Raw genomic sequence first — 25,416 nt, forward strand, 5'->3', positions numbered from 1 at the left:
GTCAGTCCCCGCACAGCACGCGGGCGAGCCGGCACAGCTCCGCGCGGTTCGTGCTGCCGGTCTTGTGGAGCAGGCTGGCGATGTGCTTCTCCACCGTGCGGGGCGAGATGGACAGCCGCTGGGCGACGTCCTGGTTCCCGAGCCGCTCCACGAGCAGCGCGAACACGTCGAATTCACGCGGCGTCACCCCGACCGACCGCAGCCCCTCGGGGATCAGCTCCCGCCCGGTGCGCCGCTGCGCGACCGGCACGCCCGCCTGCCGGATCAGCGACCGGCAGGCGCCTGCGACGGAGCGGACGCCGGCCTGGTGGAAGTACTCCTCGGCGGTCCGCAGCCAGGCGACGGGCTCGCCCCAGCCGTCGGCCAGGGCCGCCTCGGCGACCAGCCGCAGCCCGAGGTGACGGCCGGTCGGGAACCCCCGGAACTCCTGCCGCGCCCGGTCCACCAGTCCGGCGGCCTCCCGGCCGCGGCCCTCCCGCCCGAGCAGGACGGCGTCGGTGAGCACCAGGAACTGCCGGTTCCAGGCCAGCGCGGCGGCCGGCGCCGCCAGGGCCGCCGCGTACGCCGCACGGTCGGCGGTGCCGCCGACGACGGCGAGCAGCGGACCGAGGCCGTACCGTCCGCTCAGGTAGAACATGTTGGGGTGCTGGTCCTCCCAGGCCGCCGCGGCGGCCAGCTCGGCCAGCGCCTGGGTGCGGTTCTCCTCCAGCAGGGCGCAGAACGCCCGGCACAGGCCGAGCAGGACCGGCATCAGGAAGGAGGTGGATTCGTCGGCCTGGTCGAACCGGAGCAGTTCCCGCTCCATCTGCCGCCGCCGGCCCTGGTGGGCGGCGAGGGTGGCGGCCACCAGCAGCAGGTAGCGGTGGCCGCCGAGGTTGCGCATCCGGGCGCTCGGCTCCAGGCAGCGGTCGATGATCTCCTGTGCGGCCGGGAAGTCGGCGCGCTGCACGGCGTCCATCGCCAGCAGCCCCTCCGCGTGCTGGGCCAGGGCGAGGGCGCCCAGGTCGCGGGCGGCGTCCCGCGCCTCCCGGATGCGACGCGCGTCACCGCTGCGCAGGAAGGCGTTGGCGCCGAGCCGCAGCAGCGCCTCCACCCGCCAGACCGGCAGGCTGTGCTCCTCCGCGACGGCGAGCATCCGTTCCAGGCAGGCGTCCGCGTCGTCGAAGCCGCGCTCGCGGGCCAGCAGGGCGAGCAGCTGCCAGGCCTGGCAGGCCACCACGGGGAGTTTCTCCCGCTCGGCGACCTCGGCCGCCTCGCGGGCCAGCCGCTCGGTCCCGGCCGTCTCCGCGCCGTGCGCGGGCAGCAGCGCCAGGTGGGCCTCGACCACGGCCAGCGCGGCGGTGTGCCGCGGGTCCGGCGCGTCGCCGAGCTGCGCGCGGGCGGCGGCCACCTGCGCCAGAGTGTCGGCGGCGCGTTCGGAGATCACCGCGGCCCAGGCGAGCCTGGTGTGCAGGGCGACCCGGCGCTCGATGTCCAGCGCGTCGGCCCCCGCGTCCGGCAGCGACTCGGCCAGCGCGAGTGCCCGGTCCAGCTGCCCGGTCTCGGCCGTCGCGTGCACCAGCGACTCGGTGACGGCGGTGCGGTCGGCCGGCGCCGCCAGCCCGCGGGCCCGCTCCAACAGCCGCACGGCGGTGGCCGAGGCACCCCCGGCGAGCGCTCGGCGGCCGGCTTCGGCGTAGAGCAGCGCCGCTCCCGCCTCGTCGCCGCCCAGCAGCCGTAGCCGCGCCACCAGCTGGCAGCGGTCGTCGGCGACCGCCGGGTCGGCGGCCAGGACCGCCTCGGCCGCCCGGCGGGCGATGACCGCCCGCTCGGCCGGCGGCAGCCCGGCGAGCAGCGCCTCCGCGGTGAGCGCGTGCCGGAAGGCGTACTGGTCGACCGCGGTGGGATCGGGGACGACGAAGCCCGAGGCGGCCGCGGCGGCCAGCTGGTCGAGGAGCAGCCGCATGCTGTGTCCGGTGATCAGCTCCAGCGTGCCGATCGAGAACCCGGTGCCCAGGGTGGCGGCGAGCAGCAGCAGGTCGCGCACCTGCGGATCGAGCTGCGCCAGCCGTTGCCGCAGGCCGCTGACCACGCTGACCGGGACCGCGGCCGCCAGGTCGCCGGCGACCAGCCAGCCGCCGCCGTCCCGGCGCAGCACTCCGGAACCGACCATCTCGGCGAGCAGTTCCTCGACGAGGTACGGGTTGCCGTTGCTGAGCTTGCTCAGTCGCTCGACCACGGCGGCGGGCACCTGCTCGGCCCGCAGGTCCAGGCAGCCGGCCGCGAGCGCGCCGACCTGGGGTGCGCCGAGCGGCTCCAGGGTGGCCAGCGAGGCGACCCGGCGCCGCTCGGCGCCCCGGGCCAGCTCCAGCGCGGCGCCCGGCTCGGGCCGCAGCGTGGCCGCCAGCAGGACGGGCAGCCCGGCCAGGTTGTCGACCAGGTAGTCCACCACGGCGATGGTCTCCGAGTCGGCCTCGTGCAGGTCCTCCAGGACGAGCAGGCAGCCGCGGTCCCGGCCGAGCACGGCCAGCAGCCGCAGCACGGCCTCGGCCAGCTCCACCGCGCTCTCGGGGTAGCCGGGCACGGCGGTGTGCCGCCACTCCGGGATCACCCGGCCCAGGGCCGGCCGGTAGGGCTCCAGCTCCGGGTCCTGAGGCACGCCCGTGACCCGGAAGCGGGAGTTCAGCGCCTCGATGAGCGGGCGGTACGGCATCCCGGCACTGGTCGGGCTGCCGCGCCCGCGCAGCACCGGCAGGCCGAGCGACTCGGCCTGACCGGCGCACTCCCCGGCCAGCCGCGACTTGCCGATCCCGGCCTCCCCCACCAGCAGGACCGTGTGGCCCGCCCGGTCCTGAAGGGCAGTCAGTGCACGCCGGAACAGCCCGAGTTCGGTCTCGCGGCCGATGGTGGTCGGGGCAGTAGTGTGCACCTCCGCAGGCTACCCGTGCCGCACTCGCGCTGAGTAGAGAGAACTCCACGGGAAAGATGATCACGCTGCGCCGCAGCGGCCCGCCGCTGCCGCCCGACGGCCTGTTCAGTGGCGCTCGTCGTGGACCTCGATGCTGACGGAGGTCCACGGGCTGGTACCGCGGAACGCCGAGAACTCGCCGAGCAGCTGGGACCGGCGGCCGAGCCCGCCGCCGCTGCGCAGCCGGATCTCACCCGCCGGGTGGTCGGTGGTGGCGCCGTACCGGGTGGTGGGCTGCTTCCGGAGCTGCACGAGGTCGGTGGTGTTCATCAAGGGGTTCCTTTCACTGCGGATGTTCTCGGTGGTCTGCGTCAGGTGGCGCGGCGCCCGGCTCCAGAAGTCCAGGAGCCGTCCGCGGCTCCGACCCGGAGCCGGGACGGGACGGGTTCGGGGTCCGGCGCCCGCAGCAGCAGCGCCGGGGGGACCAGGTCGGCGAAGCCCAGCCGCAGCAGGCCGAGGCCGTGGCCGGCCAGGCCGGTGAGCAGGCCGGGCGCCGTGATGCCGCCGCCGACCGCGGGGTCCGGGCCGCGCCGGACCGGCCCGGCGGCCCGCGCCCGGAGCACCGCCGCGGCCGCTGTCCGGTGCGGCAGCTCCAGCAGGCCCCACTCGCCGTGGCAGAGGCTGCCGTCCGGCACCGGTCCGGCGTCCGCGAGGTGTCCGACGGCCGCGGCGACGGCCGCCGCCAGCACCGGATCCGCCATCGCTCCGGGCCGGTCGGCGACCGCCAGCGCCACCCCCGCCTCGCCGGTGCACCAGGAGAGGTCGGCGCCGGCCGACGGCAGCGCGGCCACGGCCGAACGCAGCGCGGCCAGCCCCGCCCGGCGGTACTGCTCGCCGCCCCCGGAGCCCGCGAAGCCGAGCAGCGCCCAGCCGATCCCGGCGGCGCCGGTGGCGAAGCCCGGCGCCGCCGGGACGGGCCCGGCGGCGAGCCGGTCGGCGCAGGCGTCCGCGCCGCGCCGGAGCTCGGCCGACGGGTACGCCCGGTGCGCGGCCAGCAGCGCGGCCAAGCCGCCCGCCGTCCCGTCGAGCACGCCGGTCGCCCGCTCGGCCCCGGCGGCCCGGACGGTCAGCGCTGCCGCCGGTTCGACGAGGGCGCGCAGCCCGGTGTCGTCCAGCACGGCCGACACCCGGGTGAGCGCGTACAGGATGCCGCCGAGCCCGGTGAAGCCGCCCGAGCCGACCGCGCCGAGATCTTCGTCCGGGAGCGCGGCTAGCCGCTCCAGCAGCCGCGGCAGCGGGCGCAGCGCGGCGCGTGCCGTCCCGGCGTAGCGGTCCGCGCCGGTGAGCGCGGCCAGCTGGGCGAGGAAGAGGGCGACGCCCGGGTACCCGTGCCCCAGATCGGCGCCGCACGGCCCGAGCCTGCGGTACCGCTCGCCGAGCAGTTCGACGCCCAGCCAGTTCGCTCGGCCCCGGCCCCGGTGGGCCTGCTGGACCAGCAGGTCGCCGAGCTCCCGGGCGGCGGCAAGCAGTTGGCCGGGCGCCGGCGGCCCGGCCTGCCTGGCGGCTCTCGCACCCGGCCCGGCCGGCCGGGGTCCGGGCACCGCGGCGGGATGCGCCGGCGCCGTCGACCGGCAGGCCAGCGCCGTCCGGATGATCCGCTCCTGCACGGCGAGGTCGGCCTCGTCCATCGCCGCGAGGCGCACCGTCACCCGGGCCAGTCCGGGCCGGTCGAGGGCGCCGGGGATGTGGGCGCCGGTGCCGCTCCACAGGTCGGTGCGGCCGGGGCGGGCGGTGAACACCGGCACGTCGCCGTCCCACAGCTCGGCGATCTCGTGGTCGAGCAGTCCCGGCCAGCCCTGGTCGTCCACCGCGTCCGTACCGAGCAGCCGCAGCAGTTGCTCCCGGTCGCCCGGCTCGCGCAGCACGTCGGGGTGGGTGGCCTCGGCGAGGACCGTCACGTAGACCTGGGTGGCCCGGGTCACCACCCGGACCTCGTCGTCGGCGAAGCGGCGTAACAGGCCGGCCAGCTCCTGCCGGTGCGTCAGGAGCATGCGGTAGCCCGCGCGGAAGCCGGCCACCAGCGCCTCGGTGTGGGCGGCGGGCTCGGCTTCGGCGCCGGCCAGCCGGGGGCGGTTGGCCCCGGCGCGGACCGTGCCGGGGCGGCGGACCAGCCGCATGGCGTCGGTGCCCGCGGCCTCCCAGCCGGCCGTCTCGACGGGCGAGCGGCGGTCGGCGCCGCCGCCGAGGCCGGAGAGGTCGAGCGCGTCCCCGTCCCCGACCACCAGTTGGGGCAGGAGGCCGATCCGCTGCACGGACGCGTCCAGCGCGCGGCCCGCCGGGTCGTCGGCAGCGGGGTCCTCGGGCAGCGGCGGGTGGAAGAGCGTCTCCAGGTCCACCGGCACCGGGTGGTCGGCGCTGGCGATCAGGTTCTCGTGGTGCAGGTCGGTGAGGTCGAGCACGTGGGCGAGCGCGAGCAGCGTGCCCAGGCGCAGGTAGAACCGGTCCAGTTCGGCCCGCGAGGCGCAGGGGCGGGCCTCGATCAGCTCCGACCATCCGTGGTCCGCACGGGTCAGCAGGGCCGGTGTGCGCAGTCCGGGGGTCCCCGCGCGGACGTTGCACCAGTCGACCAGTTCACCGAAGTGGCGGTCGGCCGCGAGCGGGCGGGGCTTGTGCACCACCCGGCTGCCGTCGGCGAAGCGCAGCACGGCGACCCGGCGCCCGCGCCGGTGCGCGTCGCCCGCGGCCCGGTCCACCGCGACCAGCGGGCCTGGGTCGCGTCCGGCCAGCAGCCGGGCGACCAGCTCGGCGCGGTCCTCGGCGTACCGGTTGAGCAGCTCGGCCATGGCCGCGACGGCGTTCACGCAGCTGCGACCGACCAGTTGGGCCAGCAGGGGGTACTCGGTGAACAGCCGGACCAGGCCGGCTCTGGTCCCGGTTCCGGCGACGAAGTCGCGGAACCTGGCCCGCGGGGTCACGCCCGCCAGGCGTCCCTCCACCCGGGCCACCTGGAGCTCCAGCACCAGCGCGCGGGCCGCCAGGCCGCCGAGCGCGGCGGCCGTGGTCGCGGTGAACTCCCGGTTGATCCCGTCCAGCTCGGCCGACCGGCCGACGCCCGGGTCGAGCCCGGCGAGCAGCCGCCGCCCGGCCAGCTCGGCGAACGGCGCGAGTACGACGGCGAAGCCGGCCGTGCCCGGCAGCGGCCCGGACGGCGGGACCGGGTCGCCGGGCGCCGCGGCGAGGGCGGCCTCGACGAACTCGGCCGCGTCGCGGTCCCGCGGCTCCTGGGACGGCGCCGGCGCCAGGGCCGACAGCCACCCGGAGGGGGCGGCCGGCCCGACTGCTGCGAGCGCATCGTTGGCGGTCACGAGCCAGAGCCTGTCAGCCGGCGCGGTGGCGGCGCAAGAGCCGAAATGCTGCCGGAATTACCCTACCCGGACCAGCGCCAGCGGTGGCTGACGAGACGTCGCAAGGGCGGTCCGGTCGGGCCGCCCCCACGCCTCTTCCGCAACGGATGGTCGCGTCGGCATCGCGACCCGCGGCAGGCCGCTGGGCGCGGCCAGGAACGGCCCGCCGTGCTCGGTTCCGCTCCCACGCCCTGGTGGGAGCCGCCGTGGTGAACGATCGGTCATCGTCCGGCCGCACAGGTGGTCCGCGACGACGACGGCCCGGGCGACGGCGGTCGGCGCCTCCTGCGGGACGTTGCGGCCCACCCCGGCCGCTTGGCCGCAGTCTCCTCGAGGGTGTGCGGGTAGGTCAGGTGCGACAAGGACAACCGCTGGATCCGGTCGGCCGTGGCGACCGAAATGACTACGCCCCGGCCGGCCGCGGGGAGTTCCGGTCCAGGCGGCCGAAGTCCGAGTCGCAGGGCCAGCTACAGAACCCGGCGCGTTCGACCTCGTCGTAGAAGGGGACGCCGTCGTCGCCCCGGTGGGCGGCGCGATCGTGGTGGAGGTGGACGAGCGGATCGCGGTGGCGGTCCATCGGGCCGTACCGTTCGGCCCGCCACACGAAGTCCTGGTCCTCGCCGCCCCAGCCGCAGAAGCGCTCGTCCATGCCGCCGATGCGGGTGAAGAGGTCTTCGCGCAGCCAGACGCAGCCGCCGGGGGGCCGGCGCAGGTGGACGCCGCGCAGCCGGTCCTGGCCGGGGTCGGGGGCGGCGTCCAGGCAACGGGTGCGGATGGCTTCGGCGCTGGAGGCGGGGTCGAGGAAGAGCATGTCCTCGAACGGCCAGTGAGCCTGGGTGCCGGGCCGCCGGAACCGTTCGGCCGCCCGGGCGACGAAGTCGCGGTCGACGAGGATGTCGCCGTCCAGGACGCAGACGAGTTCGGCGGGGCGGGCGCCGTGCACCACGCCGACGTTCACGGTCCACGACTTGTTGAACCGACCGGGGTCGGGCGCGAACACGTAGGCGTCGCAGGCGTCGGCGAACAGCTCGCGCCAGCGGGGCCGTTCGTCGCTCTCCACCACGACGACGCGGTAGCGCTCGCGAGGGTGGGACTGGTCGGCGAGCGCGTTGAGGACGGCCGCCAGGTTGCGGACCCGGCCGGTGGCGTCGTCGGGGGCGCGGAACGGGATGACCACGGCGGCGTCCACGGGATGGGTGCCGCCGTGCGGCTTGCGGGCGAGGGCGGCCAGCAGGTCCGGCGTGTCGGGTGCCTCAGCGGCCGGCCCCGCCGCCGGCCGGCCGGGCGCGCCGGGCTGGACGAGCAGCCGGGACAGCGATTCGGTACGGGCGGCGGCGGCGCGCAGCGCGTCGACGCCCTCGTCCTCGCCGCCCGGGCGACGCAGCAGCGCGGTGAGCGCGGCGGTGAGGTCCGCGGCGGCGGTCCCGTCGGCGGGGTCCTGGGCGAGCCGGGCGGTGGCGGCACGGACCCGGTCGTCGTCGAGGGCGGTGAGCGCCTGCGCTGCGGCGTGGTGGGCGTCGGCCGACCAGTTCCAGTAGTCGGGGGCGACCGCGCGGGCGACCGGGTCGTGGACCAGGACCAGGCTGCTGGTCGCCGCAGCGGCCAGCGCGGCGGGCTCGGACGGGCGGGCGGCGGACATGATGGCGGTCTCCCCAGCGGTGTCGGACGGGTGGTGCCGGACGGGTGGTGCCGGACGGGTGGTGCCGGACGGGTGGTGCCGGACCGGACCGAGGGCCCGGCCCGGCCGGCGTGCGGGCCTGGCCGGCGTGCGGGTGATCAGCGGCCGTCGGTGCTCTGGGCCCAGCTCAGCCCGGCGGCCCGGGCGGCCAGGTAGCCCTGCGGGTCGGACTAGCCGTCGCTGACGTCCTCCCCCGTGACGATGACCTGGAACAGCCCGGCGCCGCCGACGTGGTCGAGCAGCTCGGTGACGTGGGCGCGCATACCGGAGGTGACAACGGCGAGTGACGCGCCGCGACCGTGCAGGTCGGCCAGGAGCCCGGCCGCGCCGGGGACGGCGAACGGCGGTGGGCTGTGGGGCCTCATCAGGTATCCGCAGGCCTCTTCGAACAGTTCGTCGACGGTGTGGCCGGGAAAGCGGTGGACGTGGTCGGCGACGGCTTCTTGGCCCCGCCGCCCGACGAAGGACGCCGGCAGCGCGTCGTCGCAGGGCAGGCCGTGGCTGCTGAACAGGCGGGTCCAGACGGCGCGGCTGCGGTGCTCGGTGGCCACCAGGGTGCCGTCGAGATGGACGAGCGCGGCCTTGGCGTGGAGGTGGTGGAGCTCGGGCTCGGTCATGACGGGTCGTCCTTCGTCGTGCGTTCGTCGGTGGAGCGGCCTGAGCGGTCGACGATGGACGTGGTGTCGCCGGAGCACCCCTCGGGGGTGAACACCGCGGCGGCCGCGGCGGTTGCAGCGGCCGCGTTCGCCGGGGCGGGTGCGGTGGCCGCGTTCGCCGGGGCGGGTGCGGTGGCCACGGCGCGGAGCGCGGCCAGGGCGCACAGTGCGCTGACGAGGGCGAGTCCGGCGCAGGAGCAGGCCCAGGCGGCGGTGGGTCCGGCCCAGGCACTGCGGCCGAGCCAGGAGTAGACGGCGCCGAACAGGGCGACGCCGGTGACGCCGACGACGGTGGACAGGGTGTTGACGGTGCCGCTGAGCGTCGCGGCGTACCGCGGCGGGACGGCGCTGGTGAGCACGTTGAGCAGCGCGGTGTGGGCGAGACCGAGGCCGAAGCCGCCGACGCACAGGACGGCGGTGAGCGGCCAGATGCCGGTGCCCGCTCCGGCGGGCACGACGGGCGAGAGTCCGTACGCGGCGGTGAGCAGGACACAGCCGGTGAAGGGCAGGAGGCGGACGACGGCCCGCGGCGCGCGGCCGAGGACCGGGCCGGCGAGGCCGAAGGCGCAGACCCAGCCGAGCGGGACGAGGCCGGCCTGCCAGGCCGGGAGCTTCAGCGCCTGCTGGAGGTGGAGGGAGAGCAGGTAGAGCATGGCGATGTAGGTCAGCGTGGTGCCGGCGTAGGCGGCCAGCGACCAGCGGACGGTGGGGGCGCCGAGCGGGCGCAGGTCGAGGGCCGGCTTGCCGCCGCGGGCGATGACCCCCCGTTCGGTGCGGACCAGTTGGGCGGCGAGCGGTACGGCGGCGAGCAGGAGCAGCCGGATCCAGTCGGGGTGGGTGAGGCTCAGCGGGATGAGGACGGTGAGGGTGGCGGCGGCGAGCAGCACGGTGCCGGGGATGTCGTTGTCACCGCGGCCCACGCCCTCACGGGTGTCTGTGCCGGCGGGCCGGTCGTGCGGGAGCAGGACGAGGCCAAGCAGCAGGACGAGGGCGACGATGGGCACGTTGAGCAGGAAGACCGCACGCCAGCCGGTGCCGAGGAGGTCGGCGGAGACGATGGTGCCGCCGAGGATCTGGCCCAACGCGGCGCCGCCGGAGAGGGTGACCGCGTTCCAGCCGAGGGCGCGGGCGCGGTCGGGGCCGGTGAACCAGCGGTGGATGCCGACCAGGACCTGGGTGGTCATCAGGGAGGTGGCGGCGCCCTGTAGGCAGCGGCCGGCGATCAGGACGGCGGCGCTGGTGGCGAGTCCGCAGGCGAGGGACGCGAGGGTGAACAGGGCCAGGCCCCACAGGTAGACCCGGCGTACACCGTGGTGCTCGCCCAGCCGGGCGGCAGGGGCGATGAGCACGGCCGAGCAGAGCGCGTAGGCGGTGACCATGAGGGTGAGTTCGGAACTGCTCACGCCGAGGTCCGCGCTGATGGCGGGCGCGGCGAGGTTCACGATCGCCAGGTCGATGTTGGCCATCGCCTGTCCGATCAGCAGGACCAGCAGGGCCATGCCGCTGGGTCCGGTTCGTCCGCCGGTCGTGGCTTGCACAGTGTCTCCCGTCTCTGCTCCCCGCCGGGGAGGTCGGTTCGTCCGCCGAAACATCGACCGGCCCGGCCCGGCCCGGACTCGTCGGGTCGCGGCCGGTCCGGTCGGTGGCCGCGGCTCAGGCGCTGGTGGCGGCCAGGTCGAGGTCCTGGTGGGCGACCGCTAAGGGCAGGCAGGCCTCCAGGCGGGCGGCGCGGATGACGAGGGCATCGCCGCGGCGGCGGGCGGCGAGCTGCGGGCCGACGGGGACGCCGTTGCCCGCCCGGCCGACGGGCACCGAGGCGGCGGGGCTGCCGATCAGGTCGAAGGGGCTGGTGAGGGACCAGCCGACGAACCGGTCGACGGCCTGGCCCTCGACGGTGTCGTGGCCGACGGGGTCGCGCCCGGCGGAGTCGGGGATACCGGTAACGGCGTTGGCCGGGCTGACGACGAGGTCGTAGCGCTCGAAGAGGCTCTCGAGGGAGTACAGCGCGCGGGTGCGGTCGAGGTCCTCCGGCCGGAAGCCGACGGCGCTGAGTGACTCGCCGACCCGGACGGAGTCCAGGTAGCCCTGGTCGAGGGAGCCGGCGCAGGCGCCGAGCAGGTCGATGTCGTCGTCGCGGGCGAAAGCAGCGGATTCGGTGTGGGCGACGGACAGGTAGCGGCGCCATATCGCGGTGAGGCCGGCGTGCGGCAGGGACAGCCGGAAGCCGACCTTCTCGACGGTGGCGGCGGCATCGCGCAGCGCGGGCAGGGCGGCCTGTACGACGGCCTCGGCCTCGGGCTCGGGCTCGGGCTCGGGCTCGGGCTCGACCTCGGGCTCGACCTCGGGCTCGACGGAGTAGCCGCCGAGGTCGGGTCTGTCGGCGACGGTGAGGCCGGTGAGATCGCCGTGGGAAGCGTCGGTGAGCTTCTCTGGGGCGGGGAAGCAGTACGGGTCGTACGGATGGGCGCCGGACATCAGGTCCACGCCGAGGGCAGCGACGGTACGGGCGAGGGCGGCGTGGCAGACCATCGGGTGGTACCGGCGGGAGGCGTTGGGTTTGGCCGGGACGGGGACGCGGCCGAAGCGCGGCATCAGGGTGAAGACGCCGCAGAACGCCGCGGGCACCCGCATGGAGCCTCCGGCGTCGGAGCCCTGGGCGAACGGCACCATGCCGGAGGCGACGGGGGTGGCGCTACCGCTGGAGGAGCCACCCGCGTTCATGGCGCTGTCGAAGGGCGTGGCGCTGTCGGTGGTGGCCGTGGAGGCGAACTCCGGGGCGTCGGTCTTGCCCACGACGATCGCGCCGACCTGTTCCAGCGGTTCGACGCACAGGATCGTCTCCTGCGGGACATCCTCGGCGACGACCAGTGAGCTGCGGGCCATCCGGACGCCGGCCACCGGGTCCAGGCCCTTCACACCGAGGGGAACCCCGTGCACCGGGTCCAGCTCGGCACCGTCCGAGACGGCGCGCTCGGCGGTGGCCCGCTCGTGGGGGCGTTCGCCGCAGACGATCACGGAGGCGTCGACGGCCGGGCTGACCTTCTCGATGCGGTCGAGCACCGCTTGGACCGCCTCGACCGAGGAGATCGCCCGCCCGCGGATCGCCTCGGCGAGCCGGGTGGCGCTCAGTTCGGTGAATTCGCCCATCTCACGCCTCGCACTGGGTCGTCGAATGCCTCGTCGGATGTCCGTACCGACCGTCTGCATCGACAGGTCTCCATCGACTGCCTTCATCGAGTCGGGCGTGAGGGGAAACACCGGGCGAGGCAGTCGGGTTGCACGGGGGCGGTGCCGCGGGACACCGCGTGCCGCAGCTGTGACGTGGGCGCTGCCGGTGTGACGCCGGGACCCGTCCGACCTCGATGAGGCGCTTGACCTCTTCGAATTGCGCGACTACCAGTTGATCGGCGCCGAGATCCCCTGTTCCCGCCTCGCCATCAACACCCCACTCCGGATCAAGGACGCCCTCGTCAGCGTCGACTTCCGGGGCGGCATCAAGCATCGCATCGACGTCAACCCTGAGGACCCGATCAACTCCGTCCGCATGCGAACCGTCGGACACAGGGTGACTGCGGAACTGCCGGGAGAGGACGGGACGGACGGGGGCACCATCACCATCGAACAGAACGATGTCGATGTTGACGCGCCGAGCATCCTGCGCCAGACCCAGACGTTCCCGCCCAGGTACGAGTTTCGCGAGGTCTCGACCTTCACGATGACCATCGACCGGCCCGGGAACGGGGGCGAACCGCTGGTTCTGACCACCAAGGAGCCGATGGTCCTCATCGGACAGCTGACCCAGTACCCGCCCCGGGGCGACCTCTACACGCTGGAGAAGCCGGTCGAGCTGGTCGATCCGGAGGACCCGGACAAGGTGCTCGCCGTCATCCAGAAGTTCCCCGTCAAGGTCGGCGGTCTCTAGGGCTCGTCCCGGATCATGGGCCGAGCCAGGCGCGGGCCGAGGCGCGGGCCGACCAGTGCCCTAATCGTGTTGACCGCCCCCGGCAGGCAGTGGTGGAGTCGGCACGTGGACAGCATCCCCGCCAACCGGCGGCTCTGGAACCAGATCAGCAGCGCCTACCAGCACAAGCACGACCCGCAAATCGGCGCCACACCCCGGCTGTGGGGCATGTACTCCATCCCCGACGCGCACCTGCACGCCCTGGGCGACGTAACCGGCAAGCGCGTCCTCGAACTCGGCTGCGGCGCCGGCCAGTGGTCCAGGGCGCTCGCCGCCGAGGGCGCCACCGTGGTCGGGCTCGACCTGTCCGAAGCCCAACTCGCCGCAGCGGCCGGCGCGATGGGAGCCGCCCGCTACCCACTGGTGCAAGGCGCCGCCGAACAACTCCCCTTCGCCGCCGACAGCTTCGACCTGGTGTTCTGCGACTTCGGTGGGCTCAGCTGGGCACCTCCGCACCTGGCCGTCCCGCAGGCCGCACGCGTGTTGAGCCGAGGCGGGCGCCTGGTGTTCAACGTCGCCAGCCCGTGGTTCGAAGCGTGCTACGACGAAGCCGCCGGCCGCGTGACCACGACGCTGCGGCAGGACTACTTCGGGCTGAACACCATCGCCGAGAACGACGGCGCGACCAGCTATCAGCTCACCTACGGCGACTGGGTCAAGGTCCTGCGCGGCGCCGGTCTCATCATCGACGACCTCATCGAGCCGCGGCCCGAACGCGGAACACCCAACGGCTACAACGAAACCGACCCACCCGACTGGGCACACCGCTGGCCGGCGGAACTGCTCTGGGTAACCCACAAACCGTGAGTTCCTCCGCGCCGAGACGTGAAGGCATGCCCTCGCCGGACAGGCCTAGGTATGGCCACGGTGTCGGGGCATCGCCCACACCATCCCCGAACGGGCCGACCAGGTCCGCAACCGGGCCCGGCTCGGCAGCCGCGGCATTCGGCCACCGGCCTTCGACCGTGCGACCTACAAACGACGCAATGTGGTGGAACGCTGCTCCACCAGGTTGAAGCAGCGGCGGGGCATCGCCACCCGCTACGACAAGACCACCGAGTCCTACCAGGCAGCCGTCGCCCTCGCCTCGCTCCAGACATGGGTATGAGGCCTCACGAGCACCACTGCCCATTCACGGGCCGTGGAGTTCGGTCTCCCAAGCCTGGAACGGCGGCTCGACCTGGTAACTCGGGTCGCAGCAGCCGCGAATCCACTGTGCGGCACGGTACTGCGCATCCCCTTCGTTCAGCACCTTGCCGTCTGTGTCGACTTCCAGCACATTTCCGTAGATCGCGAAGACCTGCTCCAACGCTGAACCGAACTGGAAGAGAGCAGGCCGGTAGTCAAAGCCGTCGAGCAGGTCGACGTCGATGGTGCCGTTCGCCAAGTAGAAGGCGAAGAACCGAAGCGAAGCCCGCACGTCGGCAGGAAGCTGTCCCATCAGCACATCATGCCTGCTGCCAACGTCGCCTCGGCAAGATCTTTTGACGACAGACCCGGTGTGTTGTCCGGGCAGGCCGGCGGCGCGGCGGCCGGCCTCCCGGGGCCAGGGTCAGGTGTCGTCGGTGCGCAGTGCTCGTGCGGTCGGCTCGCAGGTGCTGGTGATCTGCTCGCGGAAGGCGGCGACCGGTGGATTGGTCGCCGCCTCGCGCCGCAGCGCCGCGAGCGCCTGGACCCGCTCCTCCACGTCCCCGGGGCACACATGCAGGGCTGTCCGCTCAGTCGCGGTGCCGGCAGTGCCACGGTGCGCTGGAGCGCCTCACGGACAGGGGCTGGCTCGTTGCCCACCACGGTCCCGGGGCGAGTCTTCGGCGAGGCTGCGGACGGCCGGGCGGCAGCCCAGGGCGTGTGGGCGGGCAGGTACGCCTTCGCTGGGTGATGCTGAAGACGTGAGCATGAGTAGCGAGCGCCCGGTGAGCGCTGAGCAGATCTACGCAGCGCTGGCTGCTCTGGCAGCTGAACCGGTAGCGGATCCGGAGAAGCGACCCCAGGGACCGCAGGAAGAAGATCGTCTGCACCTTCTGGGCAGTCTGCTGGCGAAAGCGGAGCTCGAGATCACCGCCGCCACCCGTCTGACCGAGGAAGAGGAGGTTGAGGATGTCCTTGAGACGTTGCTCGGCTGGGGGGAACAGGTAGGAGCGGATCCCAGCCTCGCCGTCAACGTCTTGACGAACAGGCTTCAGCGCACCGCGTTGCAGGTCTCCGCACCTGAGGCGGATGAGACGGACGAACTGCCGCCCGGCCGGGAGGCCGCCTTCGCCGCCGTGATGACGGCGGTGTACGCGCTCAGCGCCCAGTGGCACGCGGAGCGCGGCGATACGGACGGGACCCGACGCGCTCTGAGCGGGGCGGAAGAAGCCCTCATCGACATCATGCAAGGCATGCACGACCTGCGTGTCGCCATCGGCGACGCGTATGGGCCGCAGGACGAAGCCGACGGCTGACCCGCTCGGCGCCCGAACCTGTGAGGGCCTGCCGGTGCCGGCCGCGAACGCCAAGGCGGGAGTCAGGGCGCGGCCGGCCTGACCACAGCGGCGTAGCCGTTGTCCGCGCTGGGCGCCTGGACGGCGACGCCGTCCAGGGTGTGGTGGGTGCACCGCTGCGGGCGCTCGCAGCGAGTGGGGGACGCGGAGGTGGAGGTCGACGTCGCGGGCGCGCCCAGCGGCGAGCCGGCCGGCCTTCTTCCCCCGCAGCCGCTGCACCCTCGGCGGCGGGATGGCAGCGAGCAGACCGACCGAGCGGATGCCGTAATCGCGCAGCACTGGGCCTGGCGCGGGCCGATGCCGTGCAGGGCCTCCCACCGGCAGCGGGCCGCCCCGGCCGCGCCACCGAACGGCAGGGAGACCCACGTCGTCTCGGGGTTCCGTAGGAGATCATGGACAAGGGCACGTACTCCGGGCCACGCCCGGGCGTCCCTCGACGCATTCACCGGAAGCGTGACCGCCGCCGCCGCGGCCGGGCGGCCAGGCAGTGACTCACCACGAGAGCCACCGCCGATCACCCGGGAGCATGCTGTGAGCGGTCACGTCGGCCACGGGTGCGGACCTGCGCCCGTGCAGTACCACCAGTTCAAGATCAGTGACGAGGCTGGTCCCGCTGGCTTTGATCTGCCCCGCACCCACAACGGACTGGTGGAGGTGCAGGACGGCACCGTCACAGTCCTCACCGGCATTCTCACCGGAGACGTCGACGTCACCGTCACCTTGCACACCGGCATCGGGAGCGCCAGGTGGGAGGAGATCGTCGAGGTGTCCCTGCACTCGGAGTCCGGGGAATCGATGGTGCGCGGCCTGCTGGACGACCTGGACGAGGAGCTGCCGGTTCTGTCCTTCGGCGGCCCCGGTGCTTACCGGCTTCGCATCCATGCCCGCGGCCGTGACACCGCCGTCGATCTCACACCTGATGAGATCACCGAGTGGTATCTCGTCCAGGCATGGCCGGCACCCGCTCAGGACGCGGTGGTGTTGCGCCAGACGGACCACTACGGCGCCTGCGTCCGAACAGACTGACCCTCGTGCGGTCCCGGCCCGTCGAACAGGCATCGAACACCAGGGCTGGCCCATCAAGCCGCCCACTTGGAGGAGTAGCTCACCGAGCTCGACTCCGAATCGTTCGGCGCGCTTCGCGACTCCGGCGGCTCCGGCGGCTCCGGCGGCTCCGGCGACTCCGGCGGCTCCGGCGACTCCGGCGGCTCCGGCGGCTCCGGCGGCTCCGGCGGCTCCGGCGGCTCCGGCGGCTCCGGCGGCTCCGGCGGCAGCGAATGCCTCGGCTCCAAGGTCGCGCAACTCGCCCCATGATTGTCCAGTAGCGATCCCGCTTCGAGTCCGTCCATCGGGAGAGCTACGCCGATGCCTCAGCGACACTTCGCTCCACTTGGAGATGCGCATCACCGGCGCCCCGATCCGTCTCTACGCCCTCCCCCCTCACGCGGATCGTCGAACTGACCGCAGACCAGTACTACCTCACCACCCGCTGAACGAGACAATCCCGACAGGGCGTCGAAATCTGACCCGGACGTATCGGAAGCAGCACGGGATATCAACAGCCGCTGAGCTTCCCGAACCGGGCCAGGCAGTGCCAGACCTTCTTGAGGTCCTGGAGAGCGTATCGACCTGTGCGGGCAGCGTCTCCGATAACCCTGGGAGTGAGCCAGCCACCGGGAGCGATCTTGGCTCCCAGATCCACATACGCCTGGCCGCGATAGTGCGGATGGTGACGCAGTTCAGCCACGCTGAGCCGAAACCCGGGATGCCATTCGACTGGGCACGGCAGGCGTTCTGCCGCGTATTCGACCGCTGTACCGCGGTAGCTGGGGTCCAGCACCAGCGCTTCCACGTCACAGTCAAACCTGACAGGCCCGTGGATCTGTGCCTCAATGTGGCCGTCCAGGGGATCCGTGTCAGCTGCCTCGGCAAGCTCGAGAAGTGAGCATCGATCGGCCACGCCGAAGGCGGACGGCTCAGCGGAGCTGTCCGGGTAACAGAAAGTGGCGCGCGTGAGAGCCTCGGGCGTGAGTCTGAAGTACGAGGAGCCGAATCGCGGGGCACCGCCGATCGGATCACGGCGGTAGTTCAAGGCGCCGTAGACAGGGCGCTGGTCAGGTGCGGCGTCGTCATACGCGCCGGCGAAGATGCGACTCTCCCAGCGGCATCGGTCTCCGCCCGGATGAGCGGTCAGCCCGCCGTTACTCGTTCCTGTGACGAACTGTGACCTGTAGACACCATCGTCAGCCATTTGGAGCAGAATGGGACGGTTCCCCGCGACTCGGTCAGGGTGAAAGTGCATCGTCACCCTCAGGTCCGAAGGGAGGGGCTTCCCCCTCGACGAAGCCCCGACATGTCGCAGAGCCCTCCCCTGAAGCGAGACGGCGGTATCGACAGCCATGCGTGGAGTCTGCACAAGTCTCAGGCACCAACGCACCTCAATATGGCCACTGCTGCCCTGCAAGCAGCCCATCGCTCCAGTCAGCAACCGCGCGTGAATAGCACAGGAATGGAACACTGCCTCTTCACCAGCGGGTGCGCGAGACGAGCGAGGCCATCGTCGACCGGTCATGGGCTCCTTGGCCGCTCCTCGGACGCTACCGCTCGCCCCCCGAGATCCGAACAGCGGCCCTCGCGCCACTGCCAGCGGACACAGGGTGGCCTGTGCTTCGAGCGGCTCGCTGGCCCTACCGACCGGTGCAGTCGTGGCGCATCATCTGCATCGGCCCGGCCTACCTGGTGCACCGCCAGCGACGCGCCCGTACGGCGAACGGCGCGCGGGTGTCAGTGGTGTAGGCCACCTCCACCGGTCTCCTACCTGTCTGCCAGCTGTGTCAGCCGGGCCGAGTCCTGCAGCAGCGTGAGGAAGCGGTGCACGAGACCGTGAGGTTCGCTGCGCAGATAACAGGTCAGTTCGCGAAAGTGCTTGGGCCTGCACGACAGGATGGCGGCATCCAGGCCCGCGGGCACGGCGTTGTCCGGGAGGAGGGCCGGCCCGACGCCGGCGGCGGCCAGCCGCGCTGCCGCGTCGACCTGCCAGGTGCGTACAGCCGGCGTCGGCCGGAACCCCTCGCTCAAGCAGTAGCCGCCGATCAGGTCGTTGAGGCCGTGCCCCTGTCCGAACAGGACCCAGCCCTGGTCCGCCAGGGCGCGCAGCTCGATTGCGGTGGCCGGCGTCCCCGGGCCTTCACTCAGCAAGGGGTGGCCGTTGGGGAGGATCACCACGAATTCCTCGTATCCCAGCGAGATGACCGGGCCGTCCCACGCGCGGGGCCGCGGGCCGACGGCCAGGTCGGCCAGGCCATTGCGCACCTGTTCCTCCATCAGGTCGCGATGGCTGAACTCTTCGAGCCGGACCGGGCACTGTGCGTGCTGGTCGTGCCAGGTCCGGATGATGTCTGGCAGCACACCGGCCGCGACCGAGGAGACGGTGGCGATGTGCAGCTCCGCTGCTTCGCCACTGACCGCCGCCCGTGCGGAGCGGTAGGCGCGCTCCGCACCGCGCAGCGTGGCGAGCGCTTCCGGCAGGAAGGCACGACCGGCCGGCGTGAGCTGCATACCCCGCGGCAGTCTCTCGAACAAGGCACCCCCCACCCGCCGTTCGAGTGCCTTGAGCTGCTGGGACAGGGACGGTTGGGCGACGGAGAGCCGTGCTGCCGCCCGACTGAGAGAACCCTCCTCGGCCACCGCAAGAAAGTACTCGAACTGCCTCAGGCTCATACACCGAGGTTACATATAGGAAAGCTCTATGTAAATCCTTAGGGAGGAAGTCTTAGACTTACGATGCCGGTCGGGCCATTCTCGAGTCATGGGCAACCATCACAGCACCGAAACCACGGCCCACGGCCTAGCACACGACGGGCCCCCCGACGGCGAGGTCGCGCACGCGCATCTCAACCGGCAGGTCGGCACTCGTCTCCTGTTCGAGAACGGCGCTGTCCGCGTCTGGGAGGTCCACCTCGAGCCCGGTGCGCGGGCGCCGCTGCACTGCCACGCCCTGAATTACTTCTGGACCTGCACCGAGCCGGGAACAGCCCTGCAGTGGCAGCTCACCGGAAGCGGATGGCGACGGCAGAGCCGCTCCTACAGCGTCGGTGAGACCCAGTTCTTCGCCTACGGCGATGGACCGCCGGTGATACACGACCTGCACAACGACGGCGACACCACACTCCGCTTCGTCACCGTCGAGTTGCTCGGCAGCGCGACGCAGCCCGTCTCACCCACTACCGCACCAGGGGGTGCGCCATGACCATGCGCCTGTCCATGCACAACTGGATGCGCCCGGAGCCGCTGGAGGTCACCATCCCCCGGCTTGCCCGGTGCGGCTACGACGCCATCGAGATCTCCGCCGACCCCCGCGGCACCGATCTCGCGGCGACCGCACGTCTGCTCGAAGAGCACGGGATCTCCTGCGCCGGCGGCCTCGCGCTGTTCATGGGCGGCCGCGACCTGATCCACGAAGACCCCTTCATCCGGCAGGCCGGGCTCACCTACCTGATCGAGACCATCGACCTCACCGCCGCGCTCGGCGGCACCTTTGTCACCGTGCCCTGCACGGTCGGCAAGCTGGTGCCGATGGCCGACGCGCAGCTGGAGTGGGACTGGTACGTCGCTGCCCTGCGGGAGGCGCACAAACACGCCGACGACCACGGCATCCGGCTCGCCATCGAGCCGCTGACCCGGTACGAGACCTATCTCATCAACCGGGCCGACCAGGCACTGCGCCTGGCCGAGGAGGTGGGCGAGAGGTGCGGCATCTGTCTGGACATCTTCCACATGAACATCGAGGAAGCCGACTGGAGAGCCGCCATCCGCGGCTGCGCGGGCCGGCTGGTGAACTTCCATGTCGCCGAGAACAACCGGCTGCCGCCCGGGTCCGGAGCGATCGATTGGACTGCGCTGCTGCGCGAACTGCTCGCGGTGGGCTACGACGGCCACCTGTCCGTTGAGTTCATGCCCGCCCTCGACCGCACGCCTCTCTCCCAGAGGCAGATCGCCGATGCCGCCGACGGATCCCTCAGCCAGGGCATGATCAAGTGGCTGCGCGACCACGCCTCCGGCGTGCTTCCCGAAGACCTGTACGAGGCCTACACCGCCCAGTCGGCCGACGTCCTGCGCCACCACCTCGCCCAGGTAGGCGCAGGCGCCTGAACGGCCCCCACCACTTCCGCCGGGGCGGCCGGCCTCCCCTCCGCGCCCCGGCGGATCCCTCAAGTTCACCCTCCATCCCGCACACGGAGCCCGCCATGCCCACGCTCAGTCGCTTTCCCAGATCCGCGGCCACCACAGCCGCTCCACTCGACGTACGACGGCTGTTCGTCGGAAGCTGCATCGCCCTCGCCGCCACCGGCATGACGTTCTCCGTACGTGGCGACATCATGAGCGCGCTGGGGCAGCATTTCTCCCTCGACCATTACCAGCTCGGTCTCATCGCCGGCGCGGCCTTCTACGGGTATGTCGCTGCCATCCTGGGCGGCGGCCTCCTGGTGGACGCCGTGGGGGCCCGGGCCATCCTGGTGCTCGCCTTCGTCGCTCAGCTCGCCGGACTGGTCCTGACCATCGCCGCCCCCGGCTTCGACACGCTGTTCGCCGGGACACTCGTGGTCGGTCTGGGCAACGGGCTGATCGAAGCCGCGGCCAACCCGCTCGTCGCCTCCCTTTACCCCCGGGACAAGACACGACGCCTCAACGCCTTCCACGCGTGGTTCGCCGGCGGCCTGATCCTGGGCGGCCTGATCGGCTACGGCTTCACCCTCGCGGGCCTTGACTGGCGCGCGAAACTGGCAGCGATCATCCTCTGCGTCCTCATCTACGGGGTGGTCCTGCTCCCCCTGAGCTTCCCCGCCTCCGAGCGAGTCGCTGCCGCGATCAGCAGCCGGGAGATGTTCCGCACCGCGAGGCGGCCCATCTTCCTGGTCCTGCTGGCCTGCATGTTCCTGACCGCGTCCACCGAACTGGGCCCGAACCAGTGGATGCCCGACACCCTCGGGCAACTCGCCGGCGCCTCCGGCATTCTCGTCCTCACGTTCGTCAACGGCATCATGTTCGCCGCTCGCAGCCTCGGCAGCCGCTTGCTGGGCCATGCCGGCCCCATCGCCGTCCTGGCCGTATCCTCCGTCCTCGCCGCCGCCGGACTCCAACTGCTCGCGCACGCCCACAGCGCCGCGGCCGCGTACGCGGCTGCTGCCGTCTTCGCGCTGGGCATCAGCCGCTACTGGCCCACCATGCTCGGCGCCGTAGCCGAACGCTGCCCCAGGGGCGGCTCGTTCGTTCTAGCCCTCATGGGATCCGGCGGCATGCTCGCCACCGCCATCACCCTTCCCTGGATGGGGCACATGATCGACACTCGCGGTGCCGCCTACGCCTTCGCCACGGTCAGCATCCTCCCCGTCGTCTGCGCCGTGGCATTCACCGCGGTGTGGCTGCACGACCGGAGAACCGGTGCGGTGACCACCGAAACCCTCACGGTCGAGGCCCATCCCGCTTGACTCGCGTCCGCCGACTGGTGCCCTGCTCCGGCAGGGCCTACCAGTCACTGCCACTCCCGCCACTCCCCCACCGGTGCCCCCATGACTTCGAACCCGCTGCAACCTTGCCGTCCAGATGCGCATCCGCCCCTCTCCCGGCGTATCCACCTGGGGGACCACCCGATCCCCGGCCGCCCGGCTCGCGCCGCTGTCCGCCAGATGATCCGCTGTCTCGGTGTGTCCTCATCCGTGCGTCCCGGCGAGCAGGACAACACGGACACTGCGGCACTCGTCGCCACCGAGCTGGTGACCAACGCCTGGAGGCACGCCGGCGGTGCCATGGAAATGCGTCTCATCTGGGACGGTCGTGCCCTCACCGTGGAAGTCGACGACCCCAGCAGCACGTCGCCCACGGTCCTCGCGCCCCACCGGCGCGGCCCGCACGGCGGATACGGTCTCGCTCTCGTCAACTCCCTCGTCGAGGCCTGGGGAACGTACCCTCGCCTGACGGGCAAGACCGTCTGGGCGAGGTGTGTCCTCGTCACGCGCTGCTGAACCGCACCCGCTTCCGTCTCCGCGGGCTACTGCCCGGCTGGAGGCCCTGGTGGTGCGGCGGTTCAGTCATGATCGCTCCTGCCGTGGGCGCCGGGCAGTCCCGTCGGTGGCGCGCAGGCGCCTGGCGACGTGTGCAGGCATGACGGGTGCGTGGTCACCGAGAATCTCCAGGAACGAGGCTGCCACCGGATCCGGGCTGGTACGGGTGTACGCCGTCAGCCGTCGGTGCAGGGGCGGATCTGGGCGCAGGATGACTCCGCCGAAGTGCGGCGGGATGGTGTTGGCGGGCACGAGGGCGGGGCCGAGTCCAGCGGCAGAATAAGCAATGGCCGACGGGGCCTGTTCGGTGCGTATCGCGACACGGGGCCGGAAGCCGGCCGCCGCGCACGCCTGTTCCAGGATGTCACACAGGCCACTGTCGGGAGTGAAGTGCACCCACTCCCGTTGCGCCAGGTGGGACAGGTTGACATGGGGGGCGTGGTCCGAGACGGCCACGGGGTCGTTCGCATGGGTGACGACGACGAACTCCTCCGTGCCGATATGGCGGGTGGTGCCCTCCCAGCCGTCCGGTAGCGGCCCCACGGCGACGTCGGCCTGTCCGGCGGCCATGGCCTGCGCCATATCGCCGCCCCGCCGGTGCTCGAAGAGCCGGATCCGCACGCCTGGATGCTTTTCCCGCCACAGACCCAGGACCGTGGGAAGCACGCCGCAGCTGACCGAATAGACCGTCGCCAGGTGCAGTTCGCCGGTGGAGACGCCGGCGGCCCTGCGGGCAGAGACGGTGGCCCGGCCCGCCTCGGCCAGAGCGGCCCGGGCGTGGGGCAGCATCGAGCGTCCGGCCGGGGTGAGCCGCACCCCACGCGGCCGCCGCTCGAGCAGCGGCCCGCCGACCTCGCGTTCCAGTGCCTGGAACTGGTGCGACAGCCCGGGCTGGGTGACGTTGAGACGTTCGGCGGCCCGGGTGAAGGAACCCTCGTCCACGATGGCCACCAAGTATTCCAACTGTCGGAGCGTTGCCATGCGCACAGCATATGGAAACGGTGCAGAAGATTTCTTGGACTTATGGTGATCGGAGGTGCAGCGTGTGAGAGGGAAAGGGAACCGGCGACCGAGGGGTCGGACGGTCCTGACGCCCGCGAAACGTGCCGAAGCCGCACACCTCACCACTCAGCCAGGGAGCCGTCATGTCCCGCCCTTCCTCCGAGTCGACTGTCACCGTTGGCAACATCGCCCTGTCCTTCCACCGGGCCGTGGCAGCAGTCACACGCCGCGTCCTGGAGGCCCACGGTCACCGGGTACACAGCGTCGAGGCCCCCCACGAGCGGCTGTTCCGGCTCCAGGAAGAGGGCGCCATCGACGTCCTTGTGTCCGCGTGGCTGCCTTCGAGTCACGACACGTTCCTCTCCCCCTACCGGGACCGGGTGCGTGTGCTGAGAGCTCAGTACCAGCCCTACTGCGTATGGGCGGTGCCCCCCTGGGTGCCTGCCGAGATGGTGCGGGAGGTCGCTGACCTGGCCCGTCCTGGGCTGCTGGAGAGGATGACGACGGCCATCGACGGCATCAACCCCGGCGCCGGCATCAGCCGCTTCTCGGCCCGGGTGGTGGGCGAGTACGGCCTGGACAGGGTGGGCTACACCTTCAGACCGGGGACCGAGGCCGGCTTCCTCTCCCGCGTGGAGCACGGACTCGCCACAGGTGAGTGGTTCGTCATACCGCTGTGGCGCCCGCACTATCTGAACCGCCTGCACCACCTGCGCCCGCTGCAAGAGCCCAAGGGCCTGCTGGGAACCGTGGACAGTGCCGGCACGGTGGTCAATCTGGCCGCGCTGGACCGCATCCACCCGCGCGCAGTCGCCGAACTGGACCGTCTGTGCCTGGGCAACGATGGCGTCGAGGAGATCGACGCCCTGATCAACGTGGACGGCCTCACCCCGCTGCAGGCCGCCGATCGTTACCTCGCCGACTTCGACTTCGGACTGCCTGCCTGATCGGGCACGGCGGCGCACACTCGCCGCCTCCCCTCCCCACACCGCGCACCGCGCACCGCGCACCGCCGAGCGCATCGTCGCCCTGGAACCCGCCACGTCCGCCTTCAGCCAGGCGGCCCCCGCGCAACCGCCGAATCCGGCTCGCACAGCGGACGACGGCCGCCGAACCTCCATCCGTCACACCGCCGCGAGCGCCACGCGGTCGCGTGCGGCGTCAACCGCCTCACCGGGCATCGGGCCCTGGCCACAAGGCAAGGCGTGCCGCCTTGCGCCACCGAAGCCCGTGCGCTCCTCGGGTCCCTGCCGACCTTCGGCAGGGACCGGCACATATTGCCCTACCACCCGGGTGACGCGGTGACAACTTCGAAGGGAGAGCCTTGACCGGAACCCAGCACCCCAGCTGCCCGCCGCCGGAGCCCACGCCCCCGCATACAGCGTTCGGTGACTGCCGCCGCCATGCCACCACCATCGACTGCGTACTGGCTGGGCACTGGCGGGCGGTGCTCGACTATGCAGAACTGTGCACGGTGACCGAGGAGTCCGCGGTCCGCCTGACCGGAACGGCGTTCATGCGGCTGCTGACGGACAACCTCACGAACCTCGCTGACTTTCCGTGGCGGCCACGCCTGCTGTCCATGGTGTCCCAGATCTGCGGCGAGTGGGGCTGCGACGAACGCAAGTACAGCCTGCACCCGCTGCTACGCGCCTCGCTGACCGAGGCAGTCCCTTCGGGAAACGCGTCGGGATCACCCGACAGGCAACTCCTCACCGCCGCCTTCGGGCAACTGCCGGACCGGGCACAACTACTGCTCTGGCATCAGGAAGTCGAGCGAGAGCCACTCGACATCCTGGCCACGCGCGTTGAGCCACTCTCCGGAGACCACTTACAGGCCGAGCTGCAACGTCACCGAGCGGCCCTGCGAGCCGAGTGCCTTCAGGCCCACCAACGTCTGGCCACCGATGAACAGTGCACTCGCTACACTCACCTCATCGACTCGCTCGTACGGCATCCCAGTCTGCTTCCCCCGCCCGATCTGCAGTGCCACCTGGCCCACTGCCACCACTGCCGGGCAGCCGCCGAGCAGTTCGATCATGCTGCCTACCGCCTCCCTCTGATGCTGGCCCAGGCGGTGATCGGTTTCCGCGCCGGGGACTACCGCAGGTCCTGCCGAAGTCGGCTGCCACTTGCCGCGCCTCGGCCTTCACACCGCAGCCCCTGCCCAGAGCCGCTCCGGCGCAGGACAGCAGCGATACTCCTGACGCTCGCCGCGATCGCCGCCCTCATCTGGCTGCTGTTTTACACCGTGAGTACCTGATGTCGGGTTCCGCTTTCGGGG

General features: G+C 72.3%; 22 protein-coding genes and 1 pseudogene. 11 read left to right on the top strand and 12 right to left on the bottom strand.

Features of this window, described 5'->3' with window-relative positions:
• Position 1: 1 nt before the first annotated feature.
• The 7 genes from AB0F03_RS19985 to AB0F03_RS20015 form a co-directional block, all read right to left on the bottom strand.
• Positions 2-2,908, bottom strand: coding sequence for an AAA family ATPase (locus tag AB0F03_RS19985; RefSeq protein ID WP_361993473.1), 2,907 nt, complete (start codon positions 2,906-2,908; stop codon positions 2-4).
• Positions 2,909-3,013: 105 nt separating this feature from the next.
• A complete protein-coding gene (locus tag AB0F03_RS19990; RefSeq protein WP_361993476.1) occupies positions 3,014-3,217 on the bottom strand; it encodes a hypothetical protein in 204 nt (67 codons plus the stop codon).
• Between the two features lie 41 nt (positions 3,218-3,258).
• Positions 3,259-6,252, bottom strand: coding sequence for a type 2 lanthipeptide synthetase LanM family protein (locus AB0F03_RS19995; protein WP_361993479.1), 2,994 nt, complete (start codon positions 6,250-6,252; stop codon positions 3,259-3,261).
• A 442-nt stretch (positions 6,253-6,694) separates the two neighbouring features.
• Positions 6,695-7,930 (bottom strand): galactosyltransferase-related protein, encoded by a 1,236-nt coding sequence (locus AB0F03_RS20000; protein WP_361993482.1) that lies wholly within the window; start codon positions 7,928-7,930, stop codon positions 6,695-6,697.
• Between the two features lie 209 nt (positions 7,931-8,139).
• Positions 8,140-8,586 carry an HAD family phosphatase gene (locus AB0F03_RS20005; RefSeq protein WP_361993485.1) on the bottom strand — a complete coding sequence of 149 codons (447 nt, stop codon included), beginning with the start codon at positions 8,584-8,586 and terminating at the stop codon, positions 8,140-8,142.
• Positions 8,583-10,163, bottom strand: a complete 1,581-nt coding sequence (locus tag AB0F03_RS20010) for an MFS transporter (RefSeq protein ID WP_361993488.1) — start codon at positions 10,161-10,163, stop codon at positions 8,583-8,585. The genes AB0F03_RS20005 and AB0F03_RS20010 overlap by 4 nt, the downstream gene beginning before the upstream one ends.
• 115 nt (positions 10,164-10,278) lie before the next feature.
• The gene (locus tag AB0F03_RS20015) at positions 10,279-11,772 is read right to left on the bottom strand and encodes an amidase (RefSeq protein ID WP_361993491.1); all 1,494 of its coding nucleotides are present in this window, start codon (positions 11,770-11,772) and stop codon (positions 10,279-10,281) included.
• Between the two features lie 238 nt (positions 11,773-12,010).
• Here AB0F03_RS20015 and AB0F03_RS20020 point away from each other — a divergent pair, with 238 nt between their 5' ends.
• From AB0F03_RS20020 to AB0F03_RS20030, 3 genes and pseudogenes are all read left to right on the top strand, one after another.
• Positions 12,011-12,547 (top strand): hypothetical protein, encoded by a 537-nt coding sequence (locus AB0F03_RS20020; protein ID WP_361993494.1) that lies wholly within the window; start codon positions 12,011-12,013, stop codon positions 12,545-12,547.
• A 105-nt stretch (positions 12,548-12,652) separates the two neighbouring features.
• Positions 12,653-13,393 (top strand): class I SAM-dependent methyltransferase, encoded by a 741-nt coding sequence (locus AB0F03_RS20025; RefSeq protein ID WP_361993497.1) that lies wholly within the window; start codon positions 12,653-12,655, stop codon positions 13,391-13,393.
• 58 nt (positions 13,394-13,451) lie between these two features.
• Positions 13,452-13,694: pseudogene (locus tag AB0F03_RS20030) on the top strand (transposase); the annotation flags it as partial.
• A 24-nt stretch (positions 13,695-13,718) separates the two neighbouring features.
• On the opposite strand, the gene AB0F03_RS20035 reads toward AB0F03_RS20030, so the two are convergent.
• Both AB0F03_RS20035 and AB0F03_RS20040 read right to left on the bottom strand, forming a co-directional pair.
• Positions 13,719-14,027, bottom strand: coding sequence for a hypothetical protein (locus AB0F03_RS20035; RefSeq protein ID WP_361993500.1), 309 nt, complete (start codon positions 14,025-14,027; stop codon positions 13,719-13,721).
• A gap of 111 nt (positions 14,028-14,138) precedes the next feature.
• Positions 14,139-14,273: a hypothetical protein gene (locus AB0F03_RS20040; RefSeq protein WP_361993503.1), complete on the bottom strand. Its 135-nt coding sequence runs from the start codon at positions 14,271-14,273 to the stop codon at positions 14,139-14,141.
• Positions 14,274-14,499: 226 nt separating this feature from the next.
• On the opposite strand from AB0F03_RS20040, the gene AB0F03_RS20045 reads away from it, so the two are divergent.
• Positions 14,500-15,030: a hypothetical protein gene (locus AB0F03_RS20045; RefSeq protein WP_361993505.1), complete on the top strand. Its 531-nt coding sequence runs from the start codon at positions 14,500-14,502 to the stop codon at positions 15,028-15,030.
• A gap of 609 nt (positions 15,031-15,639) precedes the next feature.
• Complete coding sequence (locus AB0F03_RS20050; protein ID WP_361993509.1) at positions 15,640-16,095, top strand: hypothetical protein; 456 nt, start codon at positions 15,640-15,642, stop codon at positions 16,093-16,095.
• 529 nt (positions 16,096-16,624) lie between these two features.
• On the opposite strand, the gene AB0F03_RS20055 is transcribed toward AB0F03_RS20050, so the two are convergent.
• Positions 16,625-17,470 (bottom strand): DUF3626 domain-containing protein, encoded by an 846-nt coding sequence (locus AB0F03_RS20055; RefSeq protein WP_361993511.1) that lies wholly within the window; start codon positions 17,468-17,470, stop codon positions 16,625-16,627.
• A gap of 413 nt (positions 17,471-17,883) precedes the next feature.
• Entirely contained in the window at positions 17,884-18,789 is a 906-nt protein-coding gene (locus AB0F03_RS20060) for a LysR family transcriptional regulator (protein ID WP_361993514.1), read from the bottom strand.
• An 88-nt stretch (positions 18,790-18,877) separates the two neighbouring features.
• On the opposite strand from AB0F03_RS20060, the gene AB0F03_RS20065 reads away from it, so the two are divergent.
• The 4 genes from AB0F03_RS20065 to AB0F03_RS20080 all read left to right on the top strand — a co-directional run bounded on the left by AB0F03_RS20065 (position 18,878) and on the right by AB0F03_RS20080 (position 22,091).
• The gene (locus AB0F03_RS20065; RefSeq protein WP_361993517.1) at positions 18,878-19,318 is read left to right on the top strand and encodes a hypothetical protein; all 441 of its coding nucleotides are present in this window, start codon (positions 18,878-18,880) and stop codon (positions 19,316-19,318) included.
• A complete protein-coding gene (locus AB0F03_RS20070; RefSeq protein WP_361993520.1) occupies positions 19,315-20,220 on the top strand; it encodes a sugar phosphate isomerase/epimerase family protein in 906 nt (301 codons plus the stop codon). The genes AB0F03_RS20065 and AB0F03_RS20070 overlap by 4 nt, the downstream gene beginning before the upstream one ends.
• A gap of 95 nt (positions 20,221-20,315) precedes the next feature.
• Positions 20,316-21,557: an MFS transporter gene (locus AB0F03_RS20075; RefSeq protein WP_361993522.1), complete on the top strand. Its 1,242-nt coding sequence runs from the start codon at positions 20,316-20,318 to the stop codon at positions 21,555-21,557.
• Between the two features lie 81 nt (positions 21,558-21,638).
• The gene (locus AB0F03_RS20080) at positions 21,639-22,091 is read left to right on the top strand and encodes an ATP-binding protein (protein WP_361993525.1); all 453 of its coding nucleotides are present in this window, start codon (positions 21,639-21,641) and stop codon (positions 22,089-22,091) included.
• Between the two features lie 66 nt (positions 22,092-22,157).
• On the opposite strand, the gene AB0F03_RS20085 is transcribed toward AB0F03_RS20080, so the two are convergent.
• A complete protein-coding gene (locus tag AB0F03_RS20085; RefSeq protein ID WP_361993528.1) occupies positions 22,158-23,111 on the bottom strand; it encodes a LysR family transcriptional regulator in 954 nt (317 codons plus the stop codon).
• Positions 23,112-23,275: 164 nt separating this feature from the next.
• Here AB0F03_RS20085 and AB0F03_RS20090 point away from each other — a divergent pair, with 164 nt between their 5' ends.
• Entirely contained in the window at positions 23,276-24,079 is an 804-nt protein-coding gene (locus AB0F03_RS20090; protein WP_361993531.1) for a glycine betaine ABC transporter substrate-binding protein, read from the top strand.
• Positions 24,080-24,456: 377 nt separating this feature from the next.
• Positions 24,457-25,395 carry a hypothetical protein gene (locus tag AB0F03_RS20095; protein WP_361993534.1) on the top strand — a complete coding sequence of 313 codons (939 nt, stop codon included), beginning with the start codon at positions 24,457-24,459 and terminating at the stop codon, positions 25,393-25,395.
• Positions 25,396-25,416: the final 21 nt, after the last annotated feature.

Origin of the sequence: Streptomyces sp. NPDC028722 (assembly GCF_040637655.1) — a bacterium.
Lineage (GTDB): Bacteria > Actinomycetota > Actinomycetes > Streptomycetales > Streptomycetaceae > Streptomyces.